Origin of the sequence: Thermus oshimai DSM 12092, from assembly GCF_000373145.1 — a bacterium.
Taxonomy (GTDB): domain Bacteria; phylum Deinococcota; class Deinococci; order Deinococcales; family Thermaceae; genus Thermus; species Thermus oshimai.
In genome coordinates, this window is the sequence record NZ_KB890614.1 from 142,102 (window position 1) to 166,811 (window position 24,710).

Sequence of the window (24,710 nt, forward strand, 5' to 3'; positions counted from 1 at the left end):
TGGGCCGAGGGGCGACGAGCCCCTTTCCCGGGGTATTTCAGAGGTTTTCCCGCCACCAGTCCAGATAGGCCCTGAGCCGGGCCACCCGCCGGTCGGGCCGGCCGGAGCGGGAAAGCTCGTGCCCCTCCTCCGGCACCCTAAAGAAGCGGGTCTTCACCCCCAGGTGGAAGAGGGCGGTGTACCAGGTCTCCCCCTGGTCTATGGGGCAGCGGTGGTCCCCCTCCGAGTGGACCACCAGGGTGGGGGTCTTCACCCCCTGGACGTACTTCAGGGGGCTCTTTTCCCAGAGCACCTCCGGCCGTTCCCAGGGCTTGGCGAAGAGCTCCCACCAGCTGAAGCGCGGGCCGATGTCGCTGGCCCCGAAAAAGCTGAGCCAGTTGCAGATGCTCCGGTCGGTGACCGCCGCCCGGAAGCGCTCCGGGTGGCGCGCGGTGAGCCAGTTGGTCATGTACCCCCCGTAGCTCCCCCCGGCCACCCCCACCCGGCTGGGGTCCACGGGGAAGTGGGCCAGGACGTGGTCCAGAAAGCCCAGGAGGTCCCGCTCGTCCCGCTCCCCCCACTCCCCCTCCAGGAGGGCGAAGGCCTGGCCGTAGCCCGTGGAGCCCCGGGGGTTGGAGAAGGCCACGGCGTAGCCTAGGGCCCTAAAGAGCTGGAGCTCCAGCATGGGGGCGGCCCCAAAGGCGGTGTGGGGCCCCCCGTGGATGTAGAGGATGAGGGGGTGGGGGCCCTCCCCCTCGGGGAGGAGGACCCAGCCCTCCACCTCGTGGCCTTCGGGGCTCCGCCAGACGGTGCGGATGGGCTCCTTAAGGGAAAGAAGCCCGGCGTTCGGGTCAAAGACCCCCAGGGGGCCCTCGAGGCGGGCGGGCTGGGCGAAGTCCTCCTTGAGGAGGAAAAGCCCCTTTTCCGTTTTGGCGAAGGCGAGAACGCTCCCCCCTTCCGTGAGGGCCTCCGCCCTCCCCTCCAGGTCCACCCGGTAAAGCCGGGCCTCCCCCCTCTCCGTGCGCACCAAATAGACCCCGTCCTCCCCCCAGAAGGGCCCCTGGAAGGCGTTGCCGTAGCGGAGGTCGGAGTTCAGGGAGTTGAGGAGGCTTCCCTCAAAGAGGACCCGGGCCTCGGCCCCCTTCAGGTGGTAGAGCCGGGCCTCCGTCCCGCCCCCCCGTTCAAAGGCGTGGCCCAGGAAGAAGAGGCCCTCGGGGCTCCAGGTGAGGCCTTGGATGGGCCCAAAGCCCCCGTAGACCTTTTCCAGCCTCCCTTCCCGGAGGAGAAAGAGGCTATCCCGCCACTCCGCCTGGGCCACCTTGTCCTCGGGCATGACCAGGTAAAGCCCTTCGGGAGCGAAGACGGCTTCCTTGGGGTAGGGGTGGCGCTCCAGGAGGGGTTCCTCCTGCCCCAGGAGGTAAAGCCCCACCCCGCCCTCGGGCAGGAGGCCCCGCCCGTCAAACTTGAAGGGCCAGGTCTCGTAGACCCGGGGGAGGTCCTTTCCCTTGGCCTCCTTCAGGGCCAGGTAGGCCACCTCCCCCTTGGGCCCCAGAAAGTAGTCCAGCACCCCGCCCGTGCGGGTGAGCCGCTCCGCCTCCCCGCCCCTTAAGTCCAGGCGGAAGAGCTCGGGGCGCTCCTCCACCTTTCGCAGGAAGTAGACGTAGGGGTGGGCGTAGCGGGGCTTTCTGGCCTCCTCCTGGGTGAGGAGGCGAAGGCTTCCGTCCCACAGGGCCAGGCGGGGGAGGTAGCGGGGTGGGGTCCCTTCCTGGATCTCCGTGAGGACGAAAAGGGGCAGGCCCTCGGGGCCGGGGGTGAGGTCGGAAAGGAAGCGGAGGCGAAAGAGGAGTTCGGGTTCCATGCCCCCATGATACTGACCGTCCGGTCAACCGCAAAGCTTGACACCGGCGATTTTCTGGTCCTAGAATTACCTTGGGCTCCGCTCCTAAAACCAACCTTTTCCTAGGAGCCGAAAGGAGAGTGGGGTTATGAAAAAACACCTTCTGGCCTTAGGCGCTTTGTTTTTGGCTTTATTGATGGGAGGATGCAACACCTCCTCCCAAGCTCCCTCGTCAGAGAAGTACCAGGTGAGGGTTTCTGTAGCCTTCCCCCAGAGGAACCCTTCTCCTACTTCCATATCCCCTCAGGGGGTTCCCGTTAGTGCTCAGTCGGCAGAGATAACGGCGATCAGGCAAGATACAGGACATGTGGCGGACACCTGTTCGCTTTCATCGAATAACCCCACTTGTTCCCTTGGTCTTCAGCCCGGGAACTACTCTATAGAAGCCTCTGTTAAAAATTTCTCGGGAACAGAGGTTGCTTGGGTGAGCCAGTCCCTTTCCGTTACCGGCGACACGTCTATTTCCCTTGTACCCAAGACCATTTTGGCCAATGCCTTCCTGAGTGCCGATGGCAATACAGCTAGCGCAGGAGCGCAGGTGGCTGTTCGCCTTTGGGTTACCTACCCAGATGGCCCTCAACCCCCCTATGCTCCTGACGACTTTCCCTTAGATGATTTTGACGTTGTGTACACTGTGGGAACCTGTTCGGATGGCTCCTGTACATCTTTTACTGAGAACACCGGCGTAGCTACCATTGCTGCTTCCAATAAACTTGGCGCCATGGTGCAAATTGGTCCTGGTGTCCCGATTAACACTTGGATTGGGCTCAAGGCGGAGATCACCGGTTTGGGCGAGGATCATCAACCCAAGACGTTGACCAAGTACTTTGCCATACGGGTTGCGGATGTAAGTGTGGGTGTTTCCATCGACCTTTCGCCTCCCTTCTTGGGCCAGATAAACATCGATGGCCAACAGGCCAGCTATCCAGCCCAGGTGACAATGGGAACTCACACGTTGAGCGGTTGGGCGTTTGACAACGACAAGGTTGCCGCCATCAAGGTCTACATCAACTTCTCTGAGGTGCAAGCCACGGTGACCGGGCTCAATACGCCCAACCCCACGTGGTCTTACAACTGGACACCGTCTGCTCCTGGCCGCTACTACCTCCATGTGGTGGCCTACGATGCGGCGGGCAATAGCCACTTCCGCTACCTGCCCATAGACGTTCACTAAGGGCCTCGAGGCTGGGTCCTAGGGCAAACCCCTAGGACCCCAGTCTTTTGCCGTAAGCTAGGGCCCATGGACCGGGACGAGCTGGTGGCCTATTTGGACGAGTACCTGAGGATCCGCGAGTTCCAGGACCTCTCCCTAAACGGCCTGCAGGTGGAGGGGAAGCGGGAGGTGCAAAAAGTAGGGGCGGCGGTGGACGCGGGGCTGGCCCTTTTTGAGAAGGCCCTCGAGGCCGGGGTGGACTTCCTCATCGTCCACCACGGGCTCTTTTGGGGCAAGCCCTTCCCCATCACCGGCCACCACAAGCGCCGCCTGGAGGTTCTCTTCCAGGGAGGGATCAGCCTTTACGCCGCCCACCTCCCCCTGGACGCCCACCCCGAGGTGGGGAACAACTGGGAGATCGCCCGCGCCCTGGGCCTCTTGGACCTCACCCCCTTTGATGTGGGGGTGAAGGGGCGCTTTCCCGTGCCCACCCCCTTGGTGCAGGTGGCAGACATGCTGGGCCAGCTTACGGGGATGCAGCCTCTGGTGCACCAGGGGGGAGGGGAGTGGGTGGAGACGGTGACCATCGTCTCCGGGGGGGCGGCCGGGCTTTTAGAAAAGGTGGACACCGACCTTTTCGTCACGGGCGAGCCCAAGCACAGCCTCTTCCACGAGACCTTTGAGCGGGGGAGGAACGTGATCTACGCCGGCCACTACGATACGGAGACCTTCGGGGTGAAGGCCTTGGCCCGCCACCTCGAGGCCCGCTTCGGCCTCCCCTGGGTCTTCCTGGACCACCCCACGGGGCTATGAGGGGCCGCTTCCTCACCTTTGAGGGCCTGGACGGCTCCGGCAAGACCACCCAGGCGGAGCTCCTCGCCCGTTGGCTTAGGGAGAGGGGCCTTAGGGTCCTCCTCACCCGGGAGCCCGGCGGGGGGATTCCCGAGGTGCGGGGCCTTCTCCTAAAAGGGGCGCTTTCCCCCGAGGCCGAGTACCTCCTCTTCTCCGCGGACCGGGCGGAGCACGTGAGGAGGGTCATCCGCCCGGCCCTTGAGGAGGGGGCCTTTGTGCTCTCCGACCGCTATTTGGACTCCAGCCTGGCCTACCAGGGCTTTGGCCTGGGGCTTCCCCTCCCCTGGCTCCTCCAGGTGGCGGAAGGGGCCACAGGGGGGCTTAGACCCCACCTCACCGTCCTCCTGGACCTCCCCCCGGAGGAGGCCCTACGGCGCAAAGGGGTGCGGGACGGGATTGAGGGCCGGGACCTTTCCTTCTTCGCCCGGGTGCGGGAAGGGTACCTGGAGCTTGCGAGGAGGGAGCCCGAACGCTTTTTGGTCCTGGATGCCAGGAAGGATAAGGAGGAAGTCCAGGCGGCCATCCGCAGTGCCATAATGGCCCTATGGCCCGAGGTTTCGCCCTAGCCTGGCTTCTCCTCCTGGCCCTGGCCCAGGGCCTCACCTTCCCCAAGAGCACCCTCTACGTGGAAAGCGGGGGGAAGCGCCACCTCCTGAAGGTGGAGGTGGCGGACACCCCCGAGCGCCAGGCCCAGGGGCTCATGTTCCGCAAGGCCCTGGGGGAGGACGAGGGCATGGTCTTCCTCTTCTCCGCCCCCAGCGCGGGGGGCTTCTGGATGAAGAACACCCTCATCCCCCTTTCCATCGCCTTCTTTGACCGCCAGGGGGTGATCCTCCGCATCCTGGACATGGAGCCCTGCCGGGCCGACCCCTGCCCCGTCTACTACCCCGGCGTGGTCTACCAGGGGGCCTTGGAGGTGAACCGGGGCTGGTTCGCCCGCCGGGGGGTGCGGCCCGGGGACCGGGTGGGGGGGGAGGCCCTCCGGTTCTGGCCCAGGCCGTGAGGGCCCTCATGCTCCGGCTCATCGGGTTTGCCTTTCTCCTCTTCCTCTTCGTGCTCTCCTTCCTGGGGTACTTCCTGGCGGCGGGCCGCCTGCGCACCCCCCCGCCCCCCCAGGGGGTGGTGGTGGAGCGGGAGGGGAAGACCTTCACCCTCAAAGCCCGGCTGGCCCGCACCCCCGAGGCCTGGCGGCTTGGCCTGGGCCTCAGGCGGGAGGACCTCGAGGCCCTCCTCTACCTCTTCCCCGAGGCCACGGACGCCCCCTTCAGCACGGAGGGGTACCGGTTTCCCGTGGTGGTGGCCTTTCTGGACGGGGAAGGGCGGGTGCTCCGGGTGGCCCGCCTGGCCCCGGGGGAAAGCGTGGCGCCCGACACCGCCTACCGGGGGATCTTGGAGGTGCGCGCCGGGGTCTTTGAGCCCCGCCCTGGGGACCGGGTTCTGCCCTAACGCCCCTGGGCGCCGAGCCCCCTCAGGTCCAGGAGGAAGTTCCCCGTGCTGGGGACGAAGACCGTCTGCACCCCGGGGGCCAGCTTCTCGGCGAAGGTGAGCTGGACCACCTCCGGGGCGGCCTTCAGGGCCCGGCCCCGGAGCTCAATGGCCCGGGCCTCCCCCTCCGCCCGGAGCACCGCGGCGTCCCGCTCGGCCCGGGCCTCTATGATGCGCCGTTCGGCGGCGATCTCCGCCTGCTTGCGGCGGTTGATCTCGATCTGGACCTGCTGCTCGGCGGTCTGCTTCTCCTCTATGACCTTGGCCACCGCCTCGGGGATGCGGATCTCCCGCAGGAGGACCGAGACCAGCTCGATGTGGTAGGCCTGCAGGGTGGCCTCGAGGCCCGCGATGACCGCGGTTTCCAAAGCGGTGCGCTGGGTGCTGATGAGCTCCGCGGCCCCGAACTGCCCCACCGCATCGCGCACCTTGGAGCGGATCTGGGGGATCAGGAGGGTTTCCAGGTACCCCGGCCCCACCTCCTGGTGGAGGCGGGCCGCCTCCGCGGCCAAGACGCGGTACTGGACGGTAACGTCCACCCCGATCTCCAGCCCCTCTTTGGAACGGGCCCGGATGGAGGTGTCCACCCGACGCTCCCCCTCGTGGGGGGCGGAGAGGGTCACCTCCTTCACCCGGGCATCGTAGAGGATGACCTGCTGCACCAGGGGCAGGACCAGGTGGACCCCCTCCCCCAGGGGCCGGGGCTGCACCCCCCGGAAGACGTTGAAGACCACCCCCACGTGCCCCGCGGGCACCAGGACCAGGCTGTTGGCGAGCAGGAGGGCCACCCCCCCCAGGACCACAAGGGGAAGGGCCAGGGTCCGCCTTTCCGGGCGGAGGGCCAGGGCCACCCCTAAACCCAGGAGCACCAGGGCTAAAAGATTGACCATGGCCCCATCATAGGGCCATGGTCGGGGCGGGGCCGGTTACTCCTTCTTCTCCCCGCTCTCCCCGCTTTCGGACTTGCCCTCGCTCTTCTTGGCGTAGTCCTTGATGTGCCAGCCCGACCCCTTGAAGATGATGGCGGGGGCGGTGATGACCCGCTTCAAGGGCTCCCCGGTCTCGGGGTGGGCCTTCAGGGGTTCGTCGTGGAAGCCCTGCTCAAACTCGTAGTAGTTGCCCGTTTCCAAGCCCTTGTACACGTAGACCGGCATACCCTTCCCTCCTATGGGGCATTTTGACACTCAAGCTCTTTGAGTGTCAAGCCCCGGCGAGGAGCTCCGCCGCGCCCGCCACCAGGGCCTTGTCCAGGTCCCGGTGGCCCAGGCTTAGGCCGGTGGAGAGGGCCTCGAGGTAGCTCTCCTCGATGAGGGCCACCTCTATGGCGATGATCTTCTCAAAGGCCTCCACCGCGGGGAAGACCTCGGGGCCCCTTAGGGCGGAACGCAGGTGCTCCAAGGAGAGCTCCTGCACCAGGCCCATGGCGGGGATCATGGCCCGGGGGCCGATGCCGAGCCTGGCGTGCACCAGCCCGATGCGGCGGCGGCCTTCCGCGTAGGCCCGGTCGTAGACCCCGCTGAAAAGCCCCCCGTACCAGCGGGCGAAGGTCCCATAGAGCCGCTCCACCCGCCCCGGCACCGCGTGGAGGATGGCGGCGAGCTCCCCGTCCCGGCCCAGGTAGTCGTAGAAGGCCAGGGCCACCTCCGGGGCCAGGGGGGTCATGAGGCCGCCAAGCTCCCTAAGAAGCTCCGCATGGGCCGGGAGAAACCCGGTGCGGCGCTTGAGGAGGTCCAGGAGGGCCCCGGGGTCCATGGGACAAATGTACCAGGTAAAGGGTAAAGAAGGGGAGCCCCCGGGGAGGGGGAGGTTACTCCGTGCTCACCCCCTGCTCCACCTGCTGGTTCACAGGCTCCACCATGCGGAAGTGCTGGGCGGGGTCCTGGAGGAGGGCCTCCAGGCGCCTCGCCTTCTCCTCCCGCTTGGCCTCGAGGAGGACCCGGATGTAGGCGGAAAGGAGCTCCTTCACGTCCTCCACCCCCCGGGCGTCCAGGGGCTTCACCGCCACCTTGGCCCCCTTGGCCAGCCGCCTGCGCATGGCCTCCTCCGTGAGGCCCATCTCCGGCCAGTGGCGCAGGTAGACCCGGCCCCCCGTCATCCCCGAGCAGATCCAGGGCCCGGGGTCCCCCAGGACCAGGGCCCGCCCCCGGGTCATGTACTCAAAGGCGAAGCCCTTGGCCTGGGCCCGGGCGGCCAGGTTGCCCAGGTCGTCCCTGAGGGGCCGCTCGGGCTCCCCGCCCAGGATCACGTCGGCCCCCGAAAGGCGGATGCAGAAGCGGCTATCCGCCATCCCCTCCACGATGAGCAGGCCCCCGATGGCCCCGTAGGCGAAGCTCTTGCCCACCGACCCGTCCACGTAGGCCCCGTAGGGGTTCCGGCCCTTGAGCACGGCCACCACCCCCCCGAAGGCGCTCTTGGCCACCCCGTCCTGGGCCCCGCCCTCCACCACCACCTTCATCCCCTCCACGTTGAAGGCGGCGAGGCCGTTGCCCGCGATGCTTCCCGCGTCAAAGCGGAGCTCCACCTCCGCGTCAAAGCCCTTACCGTAGAGCCGCCTCCGGGCGATCTCCCCCGCCAGGTGGGCCCCCAGGGCCCGGTCGGTGGAGTTCACGGGGCCTTCCTGGAAGACCAGGCGCCGCCCGCCCTCGCCGTAGGCCCCCATGACCACCTCGGTGATCGTGCGGGTGAGCTGGTTCAGGGGCTTCCGCAGGAGGTGGGCGGAGGTGTCCTTGAGCCAGTCCGGCTCCTCCACGGGGAGGAGGAGGTAGGAGAGGTCCATCTCCTCCAGGTGGTCCCGCTGGTAGAGGAGGTCGGAGCGGCCCCGGATCTCCCTTAAGGAACGGGCCCCCAAGGCGGCCACCAGCTCCCTTAGGGCCTCCCCCTTGGCCTGGAAGAAGCGGGTGAGGGCTTCCACCGCCCGGTCCAGGTCCTGGGGGACGAAGCGCTTGAGGCCGTGGGCTAAGGCCTCCTCCACGCTCTCAATCTGGGTGGTGATGCCCACGTGGCAGGTGTCCAGCTGGCACCCCCGGCAGATGGTGCACCCGATGGCCACCATGGCCATGGTGGCCATGCCCACCCGGTCCGCCCCCAGGAGGACCATGCGTAGGACATCGTAGGCCGTCTTCAGGCCCCCGTCGGCCCAGATCTCCACCTTATCCCGCAGCCCGGCCCGCACCAGGGCCCGGTGGGCCCGGCGCACCCCGAGCTCCACGGGGAGGCCGGCGTACTTCAGGGCGTGGAGGCGGGCCGCCCCCGTGCCCCCCTCAAACCCCGAGAGGGTGATGACGTCCGCCCCCGCCTTGGCGATCCCCACGGCGATGGTCCCGATGCCGGGGATCACCGGCACCTTCACCGAGACCAGGGCCTTGGGGTTCACGGTCTTGAGCTCCTCAATGAGCTGGGCCAGGTCCTCGATGGAGTAGAGGTCGTGGTTGTTGGAGGGGCTGATGAGGTCCACCCCGGGCACCGCGTTCCGGGCCGCGGCCACCTTGGCCGAGACCTTCTTGCCCGGGAGGTGCCCCCCTTCTCCCGGCTTCGCCCCCTGGCCGATCTTGATCTCGATGACGCTGGCGGAGTTCAGCATGTAGGCGTGGACCCCGAAGCGGCCCGAGGCCACCTGCTGGCCCCGCCAGTGGGTGTAGCGGCCGAGCATGTCGGGGATCTCCCCGCCCTCCCCGTTGATGCAGAGCATGTTGAGGCGTTTGGCCGCCTCCACGTAGGCCCGGAAGGAGGCCTCCCCTTGGGAGCCGAAGCTCATGGCGCTGATGAGGAAGGGGAGGGAGTGGCCCCCCACGGAGAGGTCCACCTCCTCCGGCGAAACCTCGCTCCGCTCGGGGAAGCGCACCTCCAGGAGTTGCCTTGCGGCCACGGGGCTTTCCCGCTCTAAGGAGCGCACCTTCTCCTGGAAGTGGGCGTAGGGGGCCTGGCCCGAGGCCACCTCCTGGGCGGCCTTGTAGATCCTGGGGTTGAAGCGGAAGTCCTTGGCGGGGAGGACCTTTTCCGCCCGGAAGAACCCCTCCCGCTCCAACAGGGTCCGTTCCAGCTCCAGGAAGCCGTACCCCCCCTCCTCGGAGCCGAAGAAGTTCCGGGTGCCGAAGTACTCCGCAAGCTCCGGCTTCAGGCCCAGGCTGCTGAAGATCCGCCCGTAGCCCCGGAGCTCGTGGATGCCCATGGTGGAGATGACCTTCTCCAGGCCCTTCTTGAGGGCCTCGAGGGTGTTCGCCACCCCTTTCCGCCCCTCCAGGGCCCGGGCCTTCTCCTCCATGAGCCAGGGGGCCACGGCCTCCGCCCCAAGGCCCAGGAGGAAGGCCACGTCGTGGAGGTTCCTGACCCCCCCGGAGTGGACCAGGAGGGAGGTCTTGCGCCTCAGGGCCACCCCGTCCCGGTCCTTCTTGGAAAGGGCCCGGTTCACTGCGGCCACCGCCAGGCCGATGTCGATCCAGATGCCCCCCTGGAAGGCCTCCCGGTCGGAGAGGATGAGGACTTCCGCGCCCCCTTCCACCGCCCTTACGGCCTCCTCCTCCAGGCGCTTAAGGCCCAAAAGAAGCCCCTCCTCCACGGTGAACTGGGGGACGAGGGTGGCGGTCTGGAAGCGGGCCTTGACCTCCTCCAGGGTGAGGGTGCCGAAGGCCTCCGCGAGGCCCTGATCGCTCTCCAGGACGATGGGGAGGAGGAGCTCTTCCACCCGGCCCCCACCCCGGCCGTCCGGCAAGGGGCGCCGCCCTAAGAGGGTGCGGGTGGAGAAGTGCTCGATCTCCCGCTCCCGGTCAATGGCCGGGTTGGTCACCACGGCCACGGTCTCCTTGAAGAACTCGGAGAGGTTGGGCTTTTCCGGGTTGAGGGCGGCCAGGGGCCCGTCGTAGCCCAGGGAGCCGATGGGCTCGTTCCCGGTCTTGGCCAGGGCCTCGAGGTAGGCCCCGTCCCACCGGTCCCAGCCGAAGGCCCGTTCCAGGCCCAGGGGGGGCGGGGCGGGCTTCTCCTCCACCTGGGCCTCGCTCCCGCCCGAGAGGGGGGGCGGGGCCTGGCGCAGGGGGCCCTGGAGGTGGACCCGGTACCCCGAGAGGGGGGTGCGGGCGGCCAGGCGCTCCAGGACCAGGCGCTGGTGGCGGTCAAAGGGCAGGACCCTGGGGCCTTCGGGGGTGAGGCGCAGGTAGACCTTCTCCCCGGGGGCCAGGGGCTTGGGCTCGCTCACGAACTCCTCCGCGCTGAAGACCCCCCGTTCCGAGGAGAAGACGATCTCGTAAGGGGTTTCAAACTGCCACAGGGGCCTAAGGCCCATGGCGTCCGTGGCGAAGACCGCCTCGTCCCGGTGGCGGCTCACGATGGCCGCGGGGCCCTGGGCCAGGGGGCCGAAGCGCTGGCGGAGGGCCATGTAGAGGTCCTGAAGCTCCTCGGGCAGGCCCTTGATCTCCCCCAGGATGGGGGGGAAGACCAGGTCCATGGCCTCGGGGAGGGTGAGGCCAAAGCGGTAGATGAGCCCCTCCAGCATGCGGTTCAGGTCCTGGGAGTCCGAGCCCCCCGTGCGGGGGATGCCCAGGAAGTCCAGCTCCCGCCTTAGGCGCTCAATGGTGTTGATTTCCCCGTTGTGGCCGAGGAGGCCGAAGGGCTGGACCTGCTCAAAGGTGGAGAGGGTGTTGGTGGAGTAGCGGTTGTGGCCCAGGGCGATGGTGCTCTTGAACTCGGGGCGGGAAAGCTCGGGGTAGTAGCGCTTGAGGAGCTCCGCCGCGCCCCGCACCTTGTAGACCACGCTGTGGGTGGAAAGGGAGACCACGTGCACGGGGAACTGGGCCTCGAGCTTTAGCCCCAGCTCCCAAAGGGGGGCATCCCCATCGGGGCTGATGCCCGCCACCTGGAGAAAGATGGGCTCGGTGCGCCGCCCCACGGGGCCCAGGACCTCGCTCACCACCTCCCCCCGCTTCCAGTAGACGGGGCGGACCCCAAGCCGGGCCCCTTCCGCCCTGAGGAGGTCCAGGAAGGCTTCTATGCGCCCCTCCTCCCCCTTGGGCAGGAAGAAGTGGCCCACGAAGAAGCGGGGGTTGTAGGCCAGTTCCGGCTCCAGCCCCGCCTTTTCCAAGAAGTGGGCCCATAGCTCCCGGGGGATGTCGGTCTGGATGCCCGTTCCGTCCCCCTCCCCCCGGATGGCCCCGGCCCGGTGGGCCATGCGGTATAGGCTTTCCAGGGTCCTCCGCACGATGCGGTGGGAGGGTTTGCCGCTCTTCTCCGCCATGGCGATGATGCCGCAGGCGTCCTGGCCTATGGGGATATCCGGGTAGGCTTCCTTCCAGGTCATCTTCGGGCTCCTTTGGTGCGGGGGAGTTTGGGGTAGGCAAAGATATGCGCGTCGTTCCCCGGATTATACACACCCCGGGTGGGAGGGTCAAGGCGCTTGGGAACTCCTTCCCGAGCCACCTTGACAATCCCTCTTTCCCCCGGTACACTACGTTTTGGCGTTTGGGCCGCTAGCTCAACCGGTAGAGCAACCGACTCTTAATCGGTGGGTTACAGGTTCGAGTCCTGTGCGGCCCACCAAAGGCCCCGGGGGAAACCCCGGGGCTTCGCTATGATGGGCGGCATGAGGCCGGAGCGCCCCTTAGATCTTCTGGCCCTGGACCTGCCCGCGGGGGAGCCCTGGGGCTACGCCTACGCCCAGGCCCTCCTCAAGGCCCCCTGGGCCTGGCGGGCCCTGAGGCCCACCCCGGGGGTCTTGGACCTCATTGGGCGGAGCCTCGAGGAACTCTACCTGGACCTCCTCCGCCGCCGGGAGGAGGAGCCTTTGGGCCCCTTGGGGGAAAGGCCCCCCCACCCCGCGGAGGAGGGGGCCCTAGAGGCCCTTCTCGCCCGGGACCCCAGGGCCCTGGTGGGGGTGCTCCAGGCCCACGGCCCCTGGCCCTACGCCCTCTACCGGGCCTTCCGCTTTGACGGAGAGGTGAGGCCCGTCTTGCGCCCCAAGCTTCCTCCGGAGAACGCCCTGGTGGGCTACGAGGCCCAGCGGAAGGCCCTGGAGGAGAACGTGCGGCGCTTCCTGGAGGGCCGCCCCGCCCTGCACACCCTCCTCTACGGGGCCCGGGGCACGGGGAAGAGCACCCTGGCCAAGGGCCTCCTCCGCCTGCCGGAGGCCCACATGGTGGAGGTGGAGCCTTCCGCCCTGCCGGCGTTGGACCGCCTTTTGGAGGAGTTGGGCCGTCTCCCTAAGCGCTTTATCCTCTTCCTGGACGACCTCTCCCTGGACCCCGAAAGCGAGGCCTTCCACCACCTGAAGGCCCTCCTGGAGGGAAGCCTCCAGGGGACGCCGGAGAACGTCCTCCTCCTCGCCACCACCAACCGCCGCCACCTGGTGCGCGCCCTGGGGAAGAACCCCCTACCCGGGGAGGACCCCCAGGCCTGGGACGCCCTGCAGGACACCCTGGCCCTGGCGGAGCGGTTCGGCCTGGTCCTCACCTTCCCGCCCTTTGACCGGGCCCTGTACCTCGAGGCGGTGGCCCACCACCTGGGCCGCCCCTTGAGCCGGGAGGAGGAGGAAGGAGCCCTCCGCTTCGCCCTGGCCCGGGGGTTTTCCGGGCGGGCGGCGGAGCAGTTCGCCAGGACCCTGCGCTAAGTGCGGGGGCCCCAAGGGTTCAGCGCAGCGACGCTTCGTGGGCTAAAGCGGCCTCCACGAAGCCCACGAAGGGGGGGGAGGGGCGCATGGGGCGGCTTTTGAACTCGGGGTGGCTCTGGAGGCCCAGGAAGAAGGGGTGGTCCCTTAGCTCGATGGCCTCCACCAGCCCCGCCCCCCGGCCGGCCATCCCCGGGGTCACCCCGGAGACGGTAAGCCCCGCCCGCTCCAGGGCCTCCACGTAGGCCGGGTTCACCTCGTAGCGGTGGCGGTGGCGCTCCTTCACCTCCCCCTTCCCGTAGAGGCGGTGGAGGAGGGTGCCCTCCTGGATGCGCATGGGCCAGTCCCCCAGGCGCATGGTCCCCCCGAGGCCCTCCACCTCCAGCTGCTCGGGCATGAGGTCGATGACCGGGTGGGGGGTGTAGGGGTCAAACTCGGTGGAGTTGGCCCCCTTGAGCCCGGCCACGTTCCGGGCGAACTCTATGACCGCCACCTGGAGCCCCAGGCAGATGCCGAGGAAGGGGATTTTCCGCTCCCGGGCGAACTGGACCGCCCGGATCTTCCCCTCAATCCCCCGCACCCCGAACCCCCCGGGCACCAGGATGCCGGAGACATCCCGGAAGGCCTCCTCCAGGTCCCCGTTTTCCAGCCCTTCCGCGTCCACCCACTTCACCTCCACCCGGGCCCGGTTCTTGATCCCCGCGTGCTTTAAGGCCTCCAGGAGGGAGAGGTAGGCGTCGGGCATCTTCACGTACTTCCCGGCGATGGCGATGCGCACCGTGCGCTCGGGGTGCTTCAGGACCCGCACCGCCTCCTGCCAGAAGGTGAGGTTGGGGAAGACGGCCTCGAGGCCCAAGGCCCTTTCCACCGCCCGGCCCAGGCCCTGCTCCTCCAGGAGGAGGGGGACCTCGTAGAGGTGCTCCACGTTGGGGCTGGAGAAGACGTGCCCCGGGCGGACGTTGGTGAAGAGGGCCACCTTCTTGCGCACCTCCTCGGGCACGGGCTTCACCGAGCGCAGGACCACCATGTCCGGCTGGATGCCCACGCCCCTCAAGGTGGCCACGGAGTGCTGGGTGGGCTTGGTCTTGAACTCCTCGCTGGTCTCCAGGTAGGGGACCAGGGTCAGGTGGAGGTAGAGGGTGTTTTCCTCCCCCTCGTCAAAGCGGAACTGGCGGATGGCCTCGAGGAAGGGCAGGCTCTCGATGTCCCCCACCGTGCCCCCCACCTCCACCACGGCGATCTCCGCCTCCTGCTCCCTCGCCACCTTGCGGATCCGTTCCTTGATCTCGTCCGTGATGTGGGGGATCACCTGGACGGTCTGGGAGAGGTACTCCCCCCGGCGCTCCTTCTGGATCACGGAGAGGTAGACCTGGCCGGTGGTGAGGTTGTTGCCCCGGGAGAGGTCCACGTCCAGGAAGCGCTCGTAGTGGCCGATGTCCAGGTCCGTTTCCGCCCCGTCCCCCGTGACGAAGACCTCCCCGTGCTCGTAGGGGCGCATGGTCCCCGCGTCCACGTTCACGTAGGGGTCAATCTTGATGGCCGTGACCCGGTAGCCCCGGGCCCGGAGGAGGGCCCCCAGGGAGGAGGTGAGGATGCCTTTGCCCAGGCTGGAAACCACGCCGCCGGTGACGAATACGTATTTCATGGGCCTTGAGCCCTTATCCGAAGCTCCCACGGGTCTTCAGCCTACCACATCTGGCAAGGGGGTGGGGGTTTGTGGTAGAGTCTTCTTTGGCGTTCTTGCGGGGTCCCCCGATCCCCCGGCAAGAACAAAGGAGGGCCCTGGTGAAGACCTACGTACCGAAAGATGTGGAGCCCCGCTGGGTGCTCATAGACGCGGAGGGGAAGACGCTGGGGCGGCTCGCCACCCAGATCGCCACCCTCCTTAGGGGCAAGCACCGCCCCGACTGGATGCCCAACCTGGCCATGGGGGATTTCGTGGTGGTGGTGAACGCGGACAAGATCCGCCTCACCGGCAAGAAGCTGAAGGACAAGATCTACACCCGCTACAGCGGCTACCAGGGCGGGCTTAAGGAGATCCCTGCGGAAAAGCTCCTGGCCACCCACCCCGAGCGGGTTCTGGAGCACGCGGTGAAGGGCATGCTCCCCAAGGGCCCCTTGGGCCGTCGGCTCTTTAAGCGCCTTAAGGTGTACGCGGGGCCCAACCACCCCCACCAGGCGCAGAAGCCCGTGAAGCTGGAGGTCCAGTGATGGAGCAGTACTACGGCACCGGCAGGCGTAAAGAGGCGGTGGCCCGGGTTTTCCTGCGCCCCGGGAGCGGCAAGGTCACCGTGAACGGTCAGGACTTCGCGGAGTACTTCCGGGGGCTGGTGCGGGCGGTGGCCGCCCTCGAGCCCCTTAGGGTGGTGGACGCCCAGAACCGCTTTGACGCCTACATCACCGTGCAGGGGGGCGGCAAGAGCGGCCAGGTGGACGCCATCCGCCTGGGCGTGGCCCGCGCCCTCCTGCAGTACAACCCCGACTACCGCGCCCGGCTTAAGCCCTTGGGCTTCCTCACCCGGGATGCCCGCGTGGTGGAGCGGAAGAAGTACGGCAAGCACAAGGCCCGCCGGGCGCCCCAGTACTCCAAGCGCTAGCCCGAGGGGAATGGGAAAACCCCCCAGGCCCTCCTGGGGGGTTTCCCTATGGGGCACCTCTAGCCCTTTTGGCGGGCGAACTCGTCCCTGAGCTCCCGGCGCAGGATCTTGCCCACGCTGGACTTGGGGAGGCTTTCCCGGAAGCGGATGATGCGGGGGACCTTGTAGGCGGCAAGGTTTTCCCGGCAGAAGGCCTCGAGGTCCTTTTCCGTGACCTTGCCCTGGTACTCGGGTTTCAGGACGATGAAGGCGGCCACGGTCTCCCCCCGGTAGGGGTCGGGGACGCCCACCACGGCGGCTTCCTGGACGGCGGGGTGCTGGTAGAGGACCTCTTCCACCTCCCTGGGGTAGATGTTGTAGCCGCCGGCGATGATCATGTCCTTTTTGCGNTCCACGATGTAGAAGTAGCCTTCCTCGTCCATGCGGGCCAGGTCGCCGGTGAAGAGCCAGCCGTCTTTGAGGGCGCGGCTGGTTTCGTCGGGGCGGTTCCAGTAGCCTTTCATGACGTTGGGGCCTTTGACGATGAGCTCGCCCACCTCGCCCAGGGGGACCTCCTTCCCCTCCTCGTCCACCACCTTAGCCTCCACGCTGGGGAGGGGCATCCCGATGGAGCCCTTCTTGATCTCCCCCAGCACGGGGTTGGAGTGGGTCACGGGGCTGGCCTCGGAAAGGCCGTAGCCCTCTATGAGCCGGGCCCCGGTGATCTCCTCAAAGCGCTTGGCCACCTCCACGGGCAGGGGCGCGGCCCCGGAGAGGCAGATGCGGATGCTCTTCACGTTGCGCCCTTCAATCCCCGGGAAGTTGTTGAAGGCCACGTAGAGGGTGGGCACGCCGGGGAAGTGGGTGACCTTGTGCTTCTCAATGGCCTCCACGATGGGGCCGATCTCAGGACGGGGGAGGAGGACGATCTTGAAGCCCGCGTAGAGGCCGTAGTTCATGGCCACGGTCATGCCGTAGACGTGGAAGAAGGGCAGGGCCCCCAGCATCACCCCCTGGCCGTGCAGGTCCTTGGAGGTGGGGTCCCAGGCGTCGATTTGCAGGACGTTGGCCACCAGGTTCTTGTGGGTGAGCATGGCCCCTTTGGAAACCCCGGTGGTCCCCCCGGTGTACTGGAGGAGGGCCAGGTCCTCGGGGTCCGCGGGGTGGGGGGTGGCGGGGCTGGCCTTGAGGAGCTCGGTGAAGGCGTGGAACCCCTGGCGTCTGGGGAAGCCCAGGGGGAGCCCATCCCGCTTGGCCTTCAGGGGGTAGAGGAGGTTTTTGGGGAAGGGCAGGTAGTCGCGGATGCCGGTGACCACCGTGTGCCGGACGGGGGTTTCCCCCTCCACCTCCAGGAAGCGGGGCAGGAGGTGGTCCAGGATGACCAGGTACTCCGCCCCCGCGTCCTTGAGCTGGTGCCTAAGCTCCCGGGGGGTGTAGAGGGGGTTCACGTTCACCCCCACCGCCCCCGCCATCAGGGCCCCGTAGAAGGCGATGACGAACTGGGGGGAGTTGGGGAGCATGATGGCCACCCGGTCCCCCGGCTTGACCCCCAGGGCCTTAAGCCCGCCGGCGAAGCGCCGGGCCTCCTCCCACAGGGCGCGGTAGGTGAGGGTTTTGCCCAGGAAGTCCAGGGCGACCCCATGGGGGTAGCGCCCCGCGCTTTCCTCCAGGATCTTCCACAAGGGGATGGGGGGCACCTGGATCTCCGGGGGCACGCCGGGGTCGTAGTGCTTTACCCAAGGTTTGGCGCTGGCCGTCTCCATCTTGGGACCTCCGCCTCGAGGGTACCAAAAACTTTATACCGCGTTCAAGGCTGGGGGTGTAGCATGGGGGAGGAGGGCTTATGCGTTTTCGCGACCGAAGGCACGCCGGGGCCCTTCTGGCCGAGGCCCTTAAACCCTTGGGTTTGGAGAACCCCGTGGTGTTGGGGGTGCCTCGAGGCGGCGTGGTGGTGGCGGACGAGGTGGCCCGGGCCCTGGGGGGGGAGCTGGACGTGGTCCTGGCCCGCAAGGTGGGGGCCCCAGGCAACCCCGAGTTCGCCCTGGGGGCCGTGGGGGAGAAGGGGGACCTCATCCTCATGCCCTACGCCCGGAACTACGCCGACGAGAGCTACCTCCTGCGGGAGGCGGCCAGGCAGCGGGAAACGGTGCGCAAGCGGGCGGAGCGCTACCGCAAGGCCCGCCCCAAGGTGCCCCTGAAGGGGCGGGACGTGGTCCTGGTGGACGACGGGGTGGCCACGGGGTCCACCCTCGAGGCCGCCTTGGCCACGGTCCTGGCGGAGGCCCCCCGGCGGGTGGTGGTGGCCGTGCCCGTGGGGAGCCCCGAGGCCCTAAAGCGCCTAAAGGAGAAGGCCGAGGTGGTGGCCCTCTCCGCCCCGGAGGACTTCGCCGCGGTGGGGGCCTACTACCTGGACTTCGGGGAGGTCACGGACGAGGACGTGGAGGCCCTCCTCGCCGCCCGGGTATAATGGGGGGCATGAAGCCCGTGGTCAAGCAGGCGGCCAGCGTGGAGGCCCGCCCCGTGGAGCGGGGGGAGAAGGCCTTCATCCAGGTCCTCATCGGGCCTGAGGACGGGGCCCCCCACTTCATCACCCGCAAGTTCACCCTCCTCCCGGGGGGGCGCATCCCCAAGCACAAGCACCCCACCATTGAGCACGAGCAGTACGTCCTCTCCGGGCGCATGAAGGTCTTCTTGGGGGACGAGGTGAAGGAGGTGGCCGCGGGCCAGGCGGTGTACATCCCCCCGGACACCCCCCACGCCTACGTGAACGAGGGGGACGAGCCCGTGGAGTTCCTCTGCGTGATCCCCAAGACCTCGGCCTACGCCACGGAGTGGCTGGAGGAATAGAAGCTTAAAAGCCCCGCCGCAGCGTGCGCTGCGGCGGGGTGTTTAGGCCCGCACCTCCTGCCTTTGGAAGGCCACGTAGGCCAGGGTGAAGAGGAGGAGGGTGAGGGCCATGAGCCCCGTGAGCTGGGGCCAGACCAGAAGGAGGCTCTGGGAAAGGGGAAGGGGCGTGCCCAAAACGGCCCCCTCCAGCTGGGTGATGAGCACGGGGCCTAGGGAGCGCACCGCGGGGTTGAGGAGGCCGGTGAGGGCCTCCGCGTAGAGGGTGTTGGGGGAGAGGCGGGAGATCCAGAGGGCCAGGTTGGCCTGCCGGAGCTGGGACTCGGGGTCAAAGGGGTCCGCCTGGAGGAGGAGGGCGCTGGCGGCCAGGTCCGTGAGGATGGGGAAGAAGACCGCGAAGAAGAGCCAGACCCCAAGGGCGGCCAAGGCGGCGGTGGCGGGCTGGCGGAAGAGCACGGAGAAGAGGAGGCCCAAGGCCAGCCACACCCCGGCGTAGGCCAGGGTGGCCAGGAGGAAGAGGAGGGCCCGCACCACCTCCTCCCCCCCGGGGGGCACCCCCAGGCTGAAGAGGCCCAGGCCAACCACCAGGAGGAAGAGGGCGAAGAGGAGGACGGCGAGGGTCCCCAGGCCCGCCAGGAACTTGCCGAAGAGGAGGGCATCCCGGTAGATGGGCTGGGCCAGAATCCGGGAAAGGGTGCCCCGGGCGTACTCCCCGTTCACCGCGTCAAAGGCCAGGGCGATGGCCGCCAGGGGGACGAAGAAGGAGAGGAAGCCCACGAAGGAGGGCAGGGGGTCTTGGGCGGTGGTGAGGAGCTTCAGGTAGAGGAAGGGGTCCTCCCCCACGGTCTGGCGCAGGGCCTGGCTCCCGGTGTAGACCGCCCCCAGGGCGGAAAGGAGGATGAGGGCCTCGAGGATCCGCATCCTAAGCCCTGAGAGGTGGTCGGCCATCTCCTTGAAGAAGACCGCCCAAAGCCCGGTCCAAGGAGACCCCTCACGCCGCATGGGCCACCTCCTTGAAGTAGTGGGCGTAGACCTCGTCCAGGCTGGGGCGGCGAAGGGTGAGGCCCCAAAGCCCCCCGCCCTCCACCGCCACCTGGGCCAAATGGGCCCGCACGTCCTGGGTGGCCAGGATGCGGTAAACCCCCCCCTGGGCCTCCACCCGGCTCACCCCCTCCACCGCCAGGAACCGGGCCTCGAGGCCCGGCGCCCCTTCCAGGAGGATCTCGTACCCCCCTCCGAGCACCTTCTGGGCCAGCTCCTCCACCCTGCCCACCAGGGCGAGCCGGCCTTTGTGGAAAAGCCCCACCCGGTCGCAGATCTCCTGCACCTGGTGGAGGAGGTGGCTGGAGAGCAAGACGGTGATCCCCTCCCCCTTCAGGCCCTTGATGAGCTCCAAAAACTCCCGGGCGGCCTCGGGGTCCAGGCCCAGGGTGGGCTCGTCCAGGATGGCCACCTTGGGCCGTTTGAGGAGGACCTCCGCCAGGCCCAGCCTCTGGCGCATCCCCCGGCTGAAGGCGGAGACCCGCCGGTCCCTTACCTCCCAAAGCCCCATGCGCTTTAGGACCTCCTCAATCCGGGCCCGGGCCTCCCCGTCGGAAAGCCCCAGGAGGCGGGTGGTGTAGCGCAGGTTCTCCCAGGCGGTGAGCTCCCCGTAAAACCCCACCTGGTCGGGGAGGTAGCCCACCTTGGCCTTCACCTTGAGGGGCTCCCGCACGGGGTCGTGCCCCAGGACCCGGGCCTCCCCGGAGGTGGGCTCGGTGAGGCCCAGGAGCATAAGGATGGTGGTGGTCTTGCCCGAGCCGTTGGGGCCTAGGAGGCCGAAGACCTCCCCTTCGGCCACCTCCAGGTTCAGGTCCTCCACGGCCACCACCCGGCCGTAGCGCTTGCTGAGGCCCCGGGTTTGGACCACCATGGGGCTACCTCCGGCCGAAGCGGCTCACCGCGAAGCCCAGGACCAGGAGGGCCACGGCCACCAGGGCCACGCCCACCAGGCCCCAGAGGGTGGAGGTGACCACCGTGGCCCGGTAGTCCAGGCTCTCGCTCACCCCCTCGCTCCCCGAGAGGGAGAGGGTGACCATGTAGTCCCCGGCCACGGCCTTGGGGGAGGGCTTGATGCGGGCGGTGACCTCCTGCTCCTGGCCGGGGTCTAGGGTGTCGATCTTTTCGGGCTCAAACTTCACCTCCCAGCCCGAGGGCTCCATGGCGCTGAAGGAGAGGTTCTTGGCGGGGGCGCTCCCCTCGTTCTTCACCAGGAGCTTCACCGGGTTCTCCCGGCCCGCGGTGACCCGGCCGGAAAGCCGCCCCTCCTTGGTGCTGAAGCGCACCTCGGGGCGGCCCGTGACCTCCAGGGTGAGGGCGAGCTCCGCCTTGGCGTCCCCCGCCTGGGCCCTCAGGGTGAGGCCGTAGGTGTCCGCCTTGGTGTCCTTGGGCAGGGAGACCTCCACGTCCAGGTCCTTGCTCTCCCCAGCCTTGATGGGGAGGCTCGTCACCTGCTGGCCGCTGAAGGCGGGGGTGAAGGTCACCTGGAAGCCCTGGGGGGCCTCGTACTCCAGGGAGACCAGGAGGTCCTGGTCGGACTCGTTTTTGAGGGTCACCCGGTAGCGGAAGGAGCTCGTGGGGGGGCCTTTCAGGATGGGGAGCTCGGCCTCGAGGCTAAGCCGCTTGGGCAGGCCCTGCCCCACGATGAGGGTGAGGGGGAGTTGGGCCCGCTGGCCCAGGCCCTCCGCGGTGACGAGGAAGCGGTAGGTGCCGGGGCGCACCTCCCTGGGGGGCTGGAGCTTGAGGGTGAGGGTGGCCTCCCCGTCGGGGGCCAGGTAGACCGCCCGCACCAGCCGCCCCCCGCCCATGAGCACCGCCTGCCAGCCCTGGGGGACCTCCGCCAGGCCCACCCGCACCGGCCCCGGCGGCAGGCCGTAGTTTTTAAGGGTTAGGGTCAGGGTTACGCTCTCCCCGGGCTGGACCCCGATCTCCGGGTAAAGGGTGCCCAGGGAAAGCCCCCGGAAGCCTTGGGCCGAAGCCACGCCCAGCGCCAAGACGAAGAGCGCAAGGAGCTTTCGCACCATACCTGCCTCCTTAAACGAGGCTAGGGGGAAAGGATGAGCCCAAAATGAAAAAGGGCCCAGGGGGCCTAGCCCACCCGGGCCTCGAGGTACTCCCGCTCGCCCAAAACGATCTGCCGGGCCAGCTCCGGGTCCTTGGGGAACTCCTTGCCCCGCTGGATCATGTAGGTCTCGTAGCGGCCGATCTCAAACACCTCGGCCAGCTTCTTCAGGGCCTTGCTCATGTCAAAGGCCTTACAGGAGAAAATGTCAATGGAGAGGAAGCGCTTCTTGGGGAAGGTGTGGATGGCGATGTGGCTCTCGGCGATGATCACCACGCCCGTCACCCCGTCCTCCCCCCCGGGCCCGTAGCTGTAGACGAAGGGGGGCAGGACCTTGGTCATCTCCATTTCCTCGGGGAGCTCGTCCAGGACGCGCCGGACCAGCTCAGCGTCCCGGAGCTTTTCCGGGTTGGCGTCGTAGCCGTCCAGCATCAGGTGTGGACCAAAACCGAAGAGTTCCACCCGTACCACCTCCTTCCCGTGCCCCCCGGGGTATCCCCCCGCGGCACGCCCCCCATTATGGCCCCCCCTCCCCCCCCTGTCAATACCTTGTGCTGGTGCGGAAAACCCCCAGGCCCCCTCCCGGGGGGTTACCCCTTTCTCCTTTCCCCAGGCCACCGGGGGGTTTGCCTTTCTGGGAGAAGCCTTTATACCTATATGGGGTATAGGGGGCGGTTTGTGGCCTCCAGCAAAGCCCGGCCCCAGGGCCAGGGTGGTATGATGGCCCCTGGCAAGGAGGTGCCATGTACAGGGGCAGAGAAGGGCAGTGGGCGTTTTACCTGCACCGCATCTCGGGGCTCGGCATCCTGGTCTTCCTCATCCTTCACATCCTGAACATCGGGAGCGCCATGTGGGGGCCGGAGGTGTCCAACGCGCTCATGAAGTTCTACCACCAGCCCGTGTTCCAGCTGGGGCTTCTCCTCCTCATCGCCGGGGTGCTCTACCACGGCTTCAACGGCCTCCGGATCATCCTCATGGACTTCACCGCCTGGGGGGTGCGCTACCAGCGGGCCCTCTGGTACGGGGTCTGGGTGCTCTTCGTGGTCTTCTACCTGCCCTTCCTCATCAAGATCGGGGGCGGGATCTTAGGGGGTAGCCATGGCGATTAAGTCCAAGCGGTACCCGGAGGCCCGGCTCGAGGCCAACACCAACCTCGAGCTCTACTGGTGGGTCTTCATGCGGATCAGCGGGGTGGTCCTGGTCTTCCTCCTCATCGGCCACATGTGGATGAACGCCATCCTGGCCGATTTGAACACCATCGACTACGAGTACGTGGCCAAGAGACTCTCCCAGACCACCTGGAAGGTCTACGACTGGCTCATCCTGGCCCTGGGCCTCCTGCACGGGGCCAACGGGCTCCGCTACGTCCTGGACGACTGGATCCGGGACCCGGCGAAGCGCTTCTGGACCAAGGTGGTGGCCTACAGCCTCATCGCGTTCCTCTTCTTCTACGGGAGCCTTTCCCTTTTCAACCATGATTTCGGGGTGAACTAGTATGGCGCACAGGCACGAGGTCATCGTGGTGGGCGCGGGGGGGGCGGGCCTGGCCACCGCCCTCTACGCCGCCCGGGAAGGCGCGGACGTGGCCGTGGTTTCCAAGCTCTACCCCACCCGGAGCCACACCGGGGCGGCCCAGGGGGGGATAGGGGCCGCCCTCGGCAACGTGGAGGAGGACCACTGGGAATGGCACATGTTTGACACGGTCAAGGGGGGGGACTACCTCACGGACCAGGACGCCGCCGAGGTCTTCGCCAAGGAAGTGATCGAGGCGGTGATTGAGCTGGAGCACATGGGCCTCCCCTTTGACCGGCTCCCCAACGGCAAGATCGCCCAGCGCCGCTTCGGGGGCCACACCAAGGACTGGGGGAAGGCCCCCGTGCACCGGGCGGCCCACGCCGCGGACCGCACCGGGCACATGATCCTCCAGACCCTCTACCAGCAGTGCGTGAAGCTGGGCATCACCTTCTACAACGAGTTCCACGTCACGGACATCATCCTGGAGGACGGGGTGGCCAAGGGGCTGGTGGCCTTGGAGCTTGCCACCGGGGAGCTCCACCTCTTCCAGGCCAAGGCCATCGTCATCGCCTCCGGGGGCTTCGGGCGCATCTACAAGGTCACCTCCAACGCCTACACCCTCACCGGGGACCTCCAGGCCATCCTCTACCGCAAGGGCCTGCCCCTGGAGGACATGGAGTTCTACCAGTTCCACCCCACGGGGCTTTACCCCTTGGGCATCCTCCTCACGGAAGGGGCCCGGGGCGAGGGGGGGATCCTCCGGAACGCCCTGGGGGAGCGCTTCATGGAGCGCTACGCCCCCACCATCAAGGACCTGGCCCCCCGGGATATGGTTTCCCGGGCCATGTACCTGGAGGTGCGGGAAGGGCGGGGGGTGGGCCCCAAGAAGGACCACGTCCTCTTAGACCTCACCCACCTGCCTCCAGAGGTCATTGAGAAGAAGCTCCCCGACATCACCGAGTTCAGCCGCATCTACCTGGGGGTGGACCCCTTGAAGGAGCCCGTGCCCGTGATGCCCACCGCCCACTACGCCATGGGGGGGATCCCCACCACCTTGTGGGGCCAGGTGATCCGGGACGAGAAGAACACCGTGGTCCCGGGGCTCTACGCCGCGGGGGAGGCGGCCTGCGTGAGCCTCCACGGGGCGAACCGCCTGGGGACCAACTCCCTGGGCGACCTGGTGGTCTTCGGCCGCCGGGCGGGGATCCACGCGGCCCGCTTCGCCAAGGACGCCGACTACCACGAGCTCACCGAGGAGCACCTGGGCCCAAGCCGGGAGCGCATTGAGCGCATCAAGAACTCCACCGGCAAGGAGAGGGTGGCGGTGCTGAGGGCCGAGCTCCAGCAGTCCATGATGGACCACGCCTCCGTCTTCCGCACCGGGGAGCTTCTCCAAAAACAGGTGGAGATCCTGAAGGAGCTCATGGACCGCTACCAGCGGATCTCCATAGAGGACAAGGGCGAGGCCTACAACACCGAGCTCGTGGAGGCCCTGGAGCTGGGGTACCTCCTCGAGGTCTCCGAGGCCCTGGTGCACTCCGCCCTGAACCGCACGGAGTCCCGGGGGGCCCACGCCCGGGAGGACTACCCCGAGCGGGACGATGCGAACTGGCTTAAGCACACCCTGGCCTACAAGGTGGAGGACGGCAAGGTGGCCTTCCGCTACAAGCCCGTGGTCCTGGGCCGGTTTGAGCCCAAGGCCCGCACCTACTAGGAGGCGG

Annotated in this window: 24 protein-coding genes and 1 tRNA gene; 14 read left to right on the forward strand and 11 right to left on the reverse strand. The window is 67.8% G+C overall.

The window, feature by feature from the left end; genetic code table 11:
* Positions 1–37: 37 nt before the first annotated feature.
* Positions 38–1,837: a S9 family peptidase gene (locus B043_RS0106370; protein WP_018461348.1), complete on the reverse strand. Its 1,800-nt coding sequence runs from the start codon at positions 1,835–1,837 to the stop codon at positions 38–40.
* Between the two features lie 127 nt (positions 1,838–1,964).
* Between B043_RS0106370 and B043_RS12815 the strand changes: the two genes are divergently transcribed.
* The 5 genes from B043_RS12815 (at position 1,965) to B043_RS0106395 (ending at position 5,327) form a co-directional block, all read left to right on the forward strand.
* Entirely contained in the window at positions 1,965–3,050 is a 1,086-nt protein-coding gene (locus B043_RS12815) for an Ig-like domain-containing protein (protein ID WP_026234159.1), read from the forward strand.
* 66 nt (positions 3,051–3,116) lie between these two features.
* Positions 3,117–3,842, forward strand: a complete 726-nt coding sequence (locus B043_RS0106380; RefSeq protein WP_018461350.1) for a Nif3-like dinuclear metal center hexameric protein — start codon at positions 3,117–3,119, stop codon at positions 3,840–3,842.
* Complete coding sequence (gene tmk, locus B043_RS0106385) at positions 3,839–4,447, forward strand: dTMP kinase (protein ID WP_018461351.1); 609 nt, start codon at positions 3,839–3,841, stop codon at positions 4,445–4,447. Before B043_RS0106380 ends, tmk begins: the two co-directional genes overlap by 4 nt.
* Positions 4,426–4,884, forward strand: a complete 459-nt coding sequence (locus tag B043_RS0106390) for a DUF192 domain-containing protein (RefSeq protein WP_018461352.1) — start codon at positions 4,426–4,428, stop codon at positions 4,882–4,884. The genes tmk and B043_RS0106390 overlap by 22 nt, the downstream gene beginning before the upstream one ends.
* Positions 4,885–4,892: 8 nt before the next feature.
* Positions 4,893–5,327, forward strand: coding sequence for a DUF192 domain-containing protein (locus B043_RS0106395; protein WP_018461353.1), 435 nt, complete (start codon positions 4,893–4,895; stop codon positions 5,325–5,327).
* On the opposite strand, the gene B043_RS0106400 is transcribed toward B043_RS0106395, so the two are convergent.
* From B043_RS0106400 to B043_RS0106415, 4 genes are read right to left on the reverse strand one after another with little or no spacing between them, the layout of a single operon-like run.
* Complete coding sequence (locus tag B043_RS0106400) at positions 5,324–6,256, reverse strand: prohibitin family protein (protein WP_018461354.1); 933 nt, start codon at positions 6,254–6,256, stop codon at positions 5,324–5,326. The two genes, B043_RS0106395 and B043_RS0106400, sit on opposite strands and share 4 nt — an antisense overlap.
* A 36-nt stretch (positions 6,257–6,292) precedes the next feature.
* Positions 6,293–6,520: an FmdB family zinc ribbon protein gene (locus tag B043_RS0106405; RefSeq protein WP_016329881.1), complete on the reverse strand. Its 228-nt coding sequence runs from the start codon at positions 6,518–6,520 to the stop codon at positions 6,293–6,295.
* 46 nt (positions 6,521–6,566) lie between these two features.
* Positions 6,567–7,118: a protoglobin domain-containing protein gene (locus tag B043_RS0106410; RefSeq protein ID WP_016329880.1), complete on the reverse strand. Its 552-nt coding sequence runs from the start codon at positions 7,116–7,118 to the stop codon at positions 6,567–6,569.
* A 55-nt stretch (positions 7,119–7,173) separates the two neighbouring features.
* Positions 7,174–11,652, reverse strand: a complete 4,479-nt coding sequence (locus B043_RS0106415; RefSeq protein WP_018461355.1) for a glutamate synthase-related protein — start codon at positions 11,650–11,652, stop codon at positions 7,174–7,176.
* Between the two features lie 163 nt (positions 11,653–11,815).
* On the opposite strand from B043_RS0106415, the gene B043_RS0106420 reads away from it, so the two are divergent.
* Both B043_RS0106420 and B043_RS0106425 read left to right on the forward strand, forming a co-directional pair.
* A tRNA-Lys gene (locus B043_RS0106420) sits at positions 11,816–11,891 on the forward strand.
* A 34-nt stretch (positions 11,892–11,925) separates the two neighbouring features.
* Positions 11,926–12,957: a DUF815 domain-containing protein gene (locus B043_RS0106425; protein WP_026234160.1), complete on the forward strand. Its 1,032-nt coding sequence runs from the start codon at positions 11,926–11,928 to the stop codon at positions 12,955–12,957.
* Positions 12,958–12,976: 19 nt separating this feature from the next.
* Here the strand turns inward: B043_RS0106425 and B043_RS0106430 are convergent, their stop codons facing one another.
* The gene (locus B043_RS0106430; protein ID WP_016329877.1) at positions 12,977–14,599 is read right to left on the reverse strand and encodes a CTP synthase; all 1,623 of its coding nucleotides are present in this window, start codon (positions 14,597–14,599) and stop codon (positions 12,977–12,979) included.
* 140 nt (positions 14,600–14,739) lie between these two features.
* Between B043_RS0106430 and rplM the strand changes: the two genes are divergently transcribed.
* Positions 14,740–15,165 (forward strand): 50S ribosomal protein L13, encoded by a 426-nt coding sequence (gene rplM, locus B043_RS0106435; RefSeq protein WP_016329876.1) that lies wholly within the window; start codon positions 14,740–14,742, stop codon positions 15,163–15,165.
* A complete protein-coding gene (gene rpsI, locus B043_RS0106440) occupies positions 15,165–15,551 on the forward strand; it encodes a 30S ribosomal protein S9 (RefSeq protein WP_016329875.1) in 387 nt (128 codons plus the stop codon). The genes rplM and rpsI overlap by 1 nt, the downstream gene beginning before the upstream one ends.
* A gap of 59 nt (positions 15,552–15,610) precedes the next feature.
* On the opposite strand, the gene B043_RS0106445 is transcribed toward rpsI, so the two are convergent.
* Positions 15,611–17,293 carry a long-chain-fatty-acid--CoA ligase gene (locus tag B043_RS0106445; protein ID WP_018461358.1) on the reverse strand — a complete coding sequence of 561 codons (1,683 nt, stop codon included), beginning with the start codon at positions 17,291–17,293 and terminating at the stop codon, positions 15,611–15,613.
* An 80-nt stretch (positions 17,294–17,373) separates the two neighbouring features.
* On the opposite strand from B043_RS0106445, the gene B043_RS0106450 reads away from it, so the two are divergent.
* Both B043_RS0106450 and B043_RS0106455 read left to right on the forward strand, forming a co-directional pair.
* A complete protein-coding gene (locus B043_RS0106450) occupies positions 17,374–17,997 on the forward strand; it encodes a phosphoribosyltransferase (RefSeq protein WP_016329873.1) in 624 nt (207 codons plus the stop codon).
* Positions 17,997–18,377, forward strand: a complete 381-nt coding sequence (locus B043_RS0106455; RefSeq protein WP_018461359.1) for a cupin domain-containing protein — start codon at positions 17,997–17,999, stop codon at positions 18,375–18,377. Before B043_RS0106450 ends, B043_RS0106455 begins: the two co-directional genes overlap by 1 nt.
* A 42-nt stretch (positions 18,378–18,419) precedes the next feature.
* Here B043_RS0106455 and B043_RS0106460 read toward each other — a convergent pair whose 3' ends face one another.
* The 4 genes from B043_RS0106460 to speD all read right to left on the reverse strand — a co-directional run bounded on the left by B043_RS0106460 (position 18,420) and on the right by speD (position 21,936).
* Complete coding sequence (locus B043_RS0106460; RefSeq protein ID WP_016329871.1) at positions 18,420–19,376, reverse strand: ABC transporter permease; 957 nt, start codon at positions 19,374–19,376, stop codon at positions 18,420–18,422.
* Positions 19,366–20,286, reverse strand: coding sequence for an ABC transporter ATP-binding protein (locus tag B043_RS0106465; protein ID WP_018461360.1), 921 nt, complete (start codon positions 20,284–20,286; stop codon positions 19,366–19,368). Before B043_RS0106465 ends, B043_RS0106460 begins: the two co-directional genes overlap by 11 nt.
* A 4-nt stretch (positions 20,287–20,290) precedes the next feature.
* A complete protein-coding gene (locus tag B043_RS0106470) occupies positions 20,291–21,436 on the reverse strand; it encodes a COG1470 family protein (RefSeq protein ID WP_018461361.1) in 1,146 nt (381 codons plus the stop codon).
* A 65-nt stretch (positions 21,437–21,501) separates the two neighbouring features.
* On the reverse strand, positions 21,502–21,936 hold the full coding sequence (gene speD, locus B043_RS0106475; protein WP_016329868.1) for an adenosylmethionine decarboxylase: 435 nt from the start codon (positions 21,934–21,936) through the stop codon (positions 21,502–21,504).
* A 281-nt stretch (positions 21,937–22,217) separates the two neighbouring features.
* Between speD and sdhC the strand changes: the two genes are divergently transcribed.
* Genes sdhC through sdhA form a run of 3 tightly spaced genes read left to right on the forward strand, consistent with a single transcriptional unit; the run spans position 22,218 to position 24,703 of the window.
* Positions 22,218–22,583, forward strand: a complete 366-nt coding sequence (gene sdhC, locus B043_RS0106480; RefSeq protein ID WP_016329867.1) for a succinate dehydrogenase, cytochrome b556 subunit — start codon at positions 22,218–22,220, stop codon at positions 22,581–22,583.
* On the forward strand, positions 22,573–22,968 hold the full coding sequence (locus B043_RS0106485; RefSeq protein WP_016329866.1) for a succinate dehydrogenase hydrophobic membrane anchor subunit: 396 nt from the start codon (positions 22,573–22,575) through the stop codon (positions 22,966–22,968). Before sdhC ends, B043_RS0106485 begins: the two co-directional genes overlap by 11 nt.
* Position 22,969: 1 nt before the next feature.
* Positions 22,970–24,703: a succinate dehydrogenase flavoprotein subunit gene (gene sdhA, locus B043_RS0106490; protein ID WP_018461363.1), complete on the forward strand. Its 1,734-nt coding sequence runs from the start codon at positions 22,970–22,972 to the stop codon at positions 24,701–24,703.
* The last annotated feature ends 7 nt before the right edge of the window (positions 24,704–24,710 follow it).

What these genes read in the sequence shown, in the direction of transcription:
- B043_RS0106370 (WP_018461348.1), bottom strand. Translation starts at nt 1,837, where the DNA reads ATGGAACCCGAACTCCTCTTTCGCCTCCGCTTCCTTTCCGACCTCACC.
- B043_RS12815 (WP_026234159.1), top strand. Translation starts at nt 1,965, where the DNA reads ATGAAAAAACACCTTCTGGCCTTAGGCGCTTTGTTTTTGGCTTTATTG.
- B043_RS0106380 (WP_018461350.1), top strand. Translation starts at nt 3,117, where the DNA reads ATGGACCGGGACGAGCTGGTGGCCTATTTGGACGAGTACCTGAGGATC.
- tmk (WP_018461351.1), top strand. Translation starts at nt 3,839, where the DNA reads ATGAGGGGCCGCTTCCTCACCTTTGAGGGCCTGGACGGCTCCGGCAAG.
- B043_RS0106390 (WP_018461352.1), top strand. Translation starts at nt 4,426, where the DNA reads ATGGCCCGAGGTTTCGCCCTAGCCTGGCTTCTCCTCCTGGCCCTGGCC.
- B043_RS0106395 (WP_018461353.1), top strand. Translation starts at nt 4,893, where the DNA reads ATGCTCCGGCTCATCGGGTTTGCCTTTCTCCTCTTCCTCTTCGTGCTC.
- B043_RS0106400 (WP_018461354.1), bottom strand. Translation starts at nt 6,256, where the DNA reads ATGGTCAATCTTTTAGCCCTGGTGCTCCTGGGTTTAGGGGTGGCCCTG.
- B043_RS0106405 (WP_016329881.1), bottom strand. Translation starts at nt 6,520, where the DNA reads ATGCCGGTCTACGTGTACAAGGGCTTGGAAACGGGCAACTACTACGAG.
- B043_RS0106410 (WP_016329880.1), bottom strand. Translation starts at nt 7,118, where the DNA reads ATGGACCCCGGGGCCCTCCTGGACCTCCTCAAGCGCCGCACCGGGTTT.
- B043_RS0106415 (WP_018461355.1), bottom strand. Translation starts at nt 11,652, where the DNA reads ATGACCTGGAAGGAAGCCTACCCGGATATCCCCATAGGCCAGGACGCC.
- B043_RS0106425 (WP_026234160.1), top strand. Translation starts at nt 11,926, where the DNA reads ATGGGCGGCATGAGGCCGGAGCGCCCCTTAGATCTTCTGGCCCTGGAC.
- B043_RS0106430 (WP_016329877.1), bottom strand. Translation starts at nt 14,599, where the DNA reads ATGAAATACGTATTCGTCACCGGCGGCGTGGTTTCCAGCCTGGGCAAA.
- rpsI (WP_016329875.1), top strand. Translation starts at nt 15,165, where the DNA reads ATGGAGCAGTACTACGGCACCGGCAGGCGTAAAGAGGCGGTGGCCCGG.
- B043_RS0106450 (WP_016329873.1), top strand. Translation starts at nt 17,374, where the DNA reads ATGCGTTTTCGCGACCGAAGGCACGCCGGGGCCCTTCTGGCCGAGGCC.
- B043_RS0106455 (WP_018461359.1), top strand. Translation starts at nt 17,997, where the DNA reads ATGGGGGGCATGAAGCCCGTGGTCAAGCAGGCGGCCAGCGTGGAGGCC.
- B043_RS0106460 (WP_016329871.1), bottom strand. Translation starts at nt 19,376, where the DNA reads ATGCGGCGTGAGGGGTCTCCTTGGACCGGGCTTTGGGCGGTCTTCTTC.
- B043_RS0106465 (WP_018461360.1), bottom strand. Translation starts at nt 20,286, where the DNA reads ATGGTGGTCCAAACCCGGGGCCTCAGCAAGCGCTACGGCCGGGTGGTG.
- B043_RS0106470 (WP_018461361.1), bottom strand. Translation starts at nt 21,436, where the DNA reads ATGGTGCGAAAGCTCCTTGCGCTCTTCGTCTTGGCGCTGGGCGTGGCT.
- sdhC (WP_016329867.1), top strand. Translation starts at nt 22,218, where the DNA reads ATGTACAGGGGCAGAGAAGGGCAGTGGGCGTTTTACCTGCACCGCATC.
- B043_RS0106485 (WP_016329866.1), top strand. Translation starts at nt 22,573, where the DNA reads ATGGCGATTAAGTCCAAGCGGTACCCGGAGGCCCGGCTCGAGGCCAAC.
- sdhA (WP_018461363.1), top strand. Translation starts at nt 22,970, where the DNA reads ATGGCGCACAGGCACGAGGTCATCGTGGTGGGCGCGGGGGGGGCGGGC.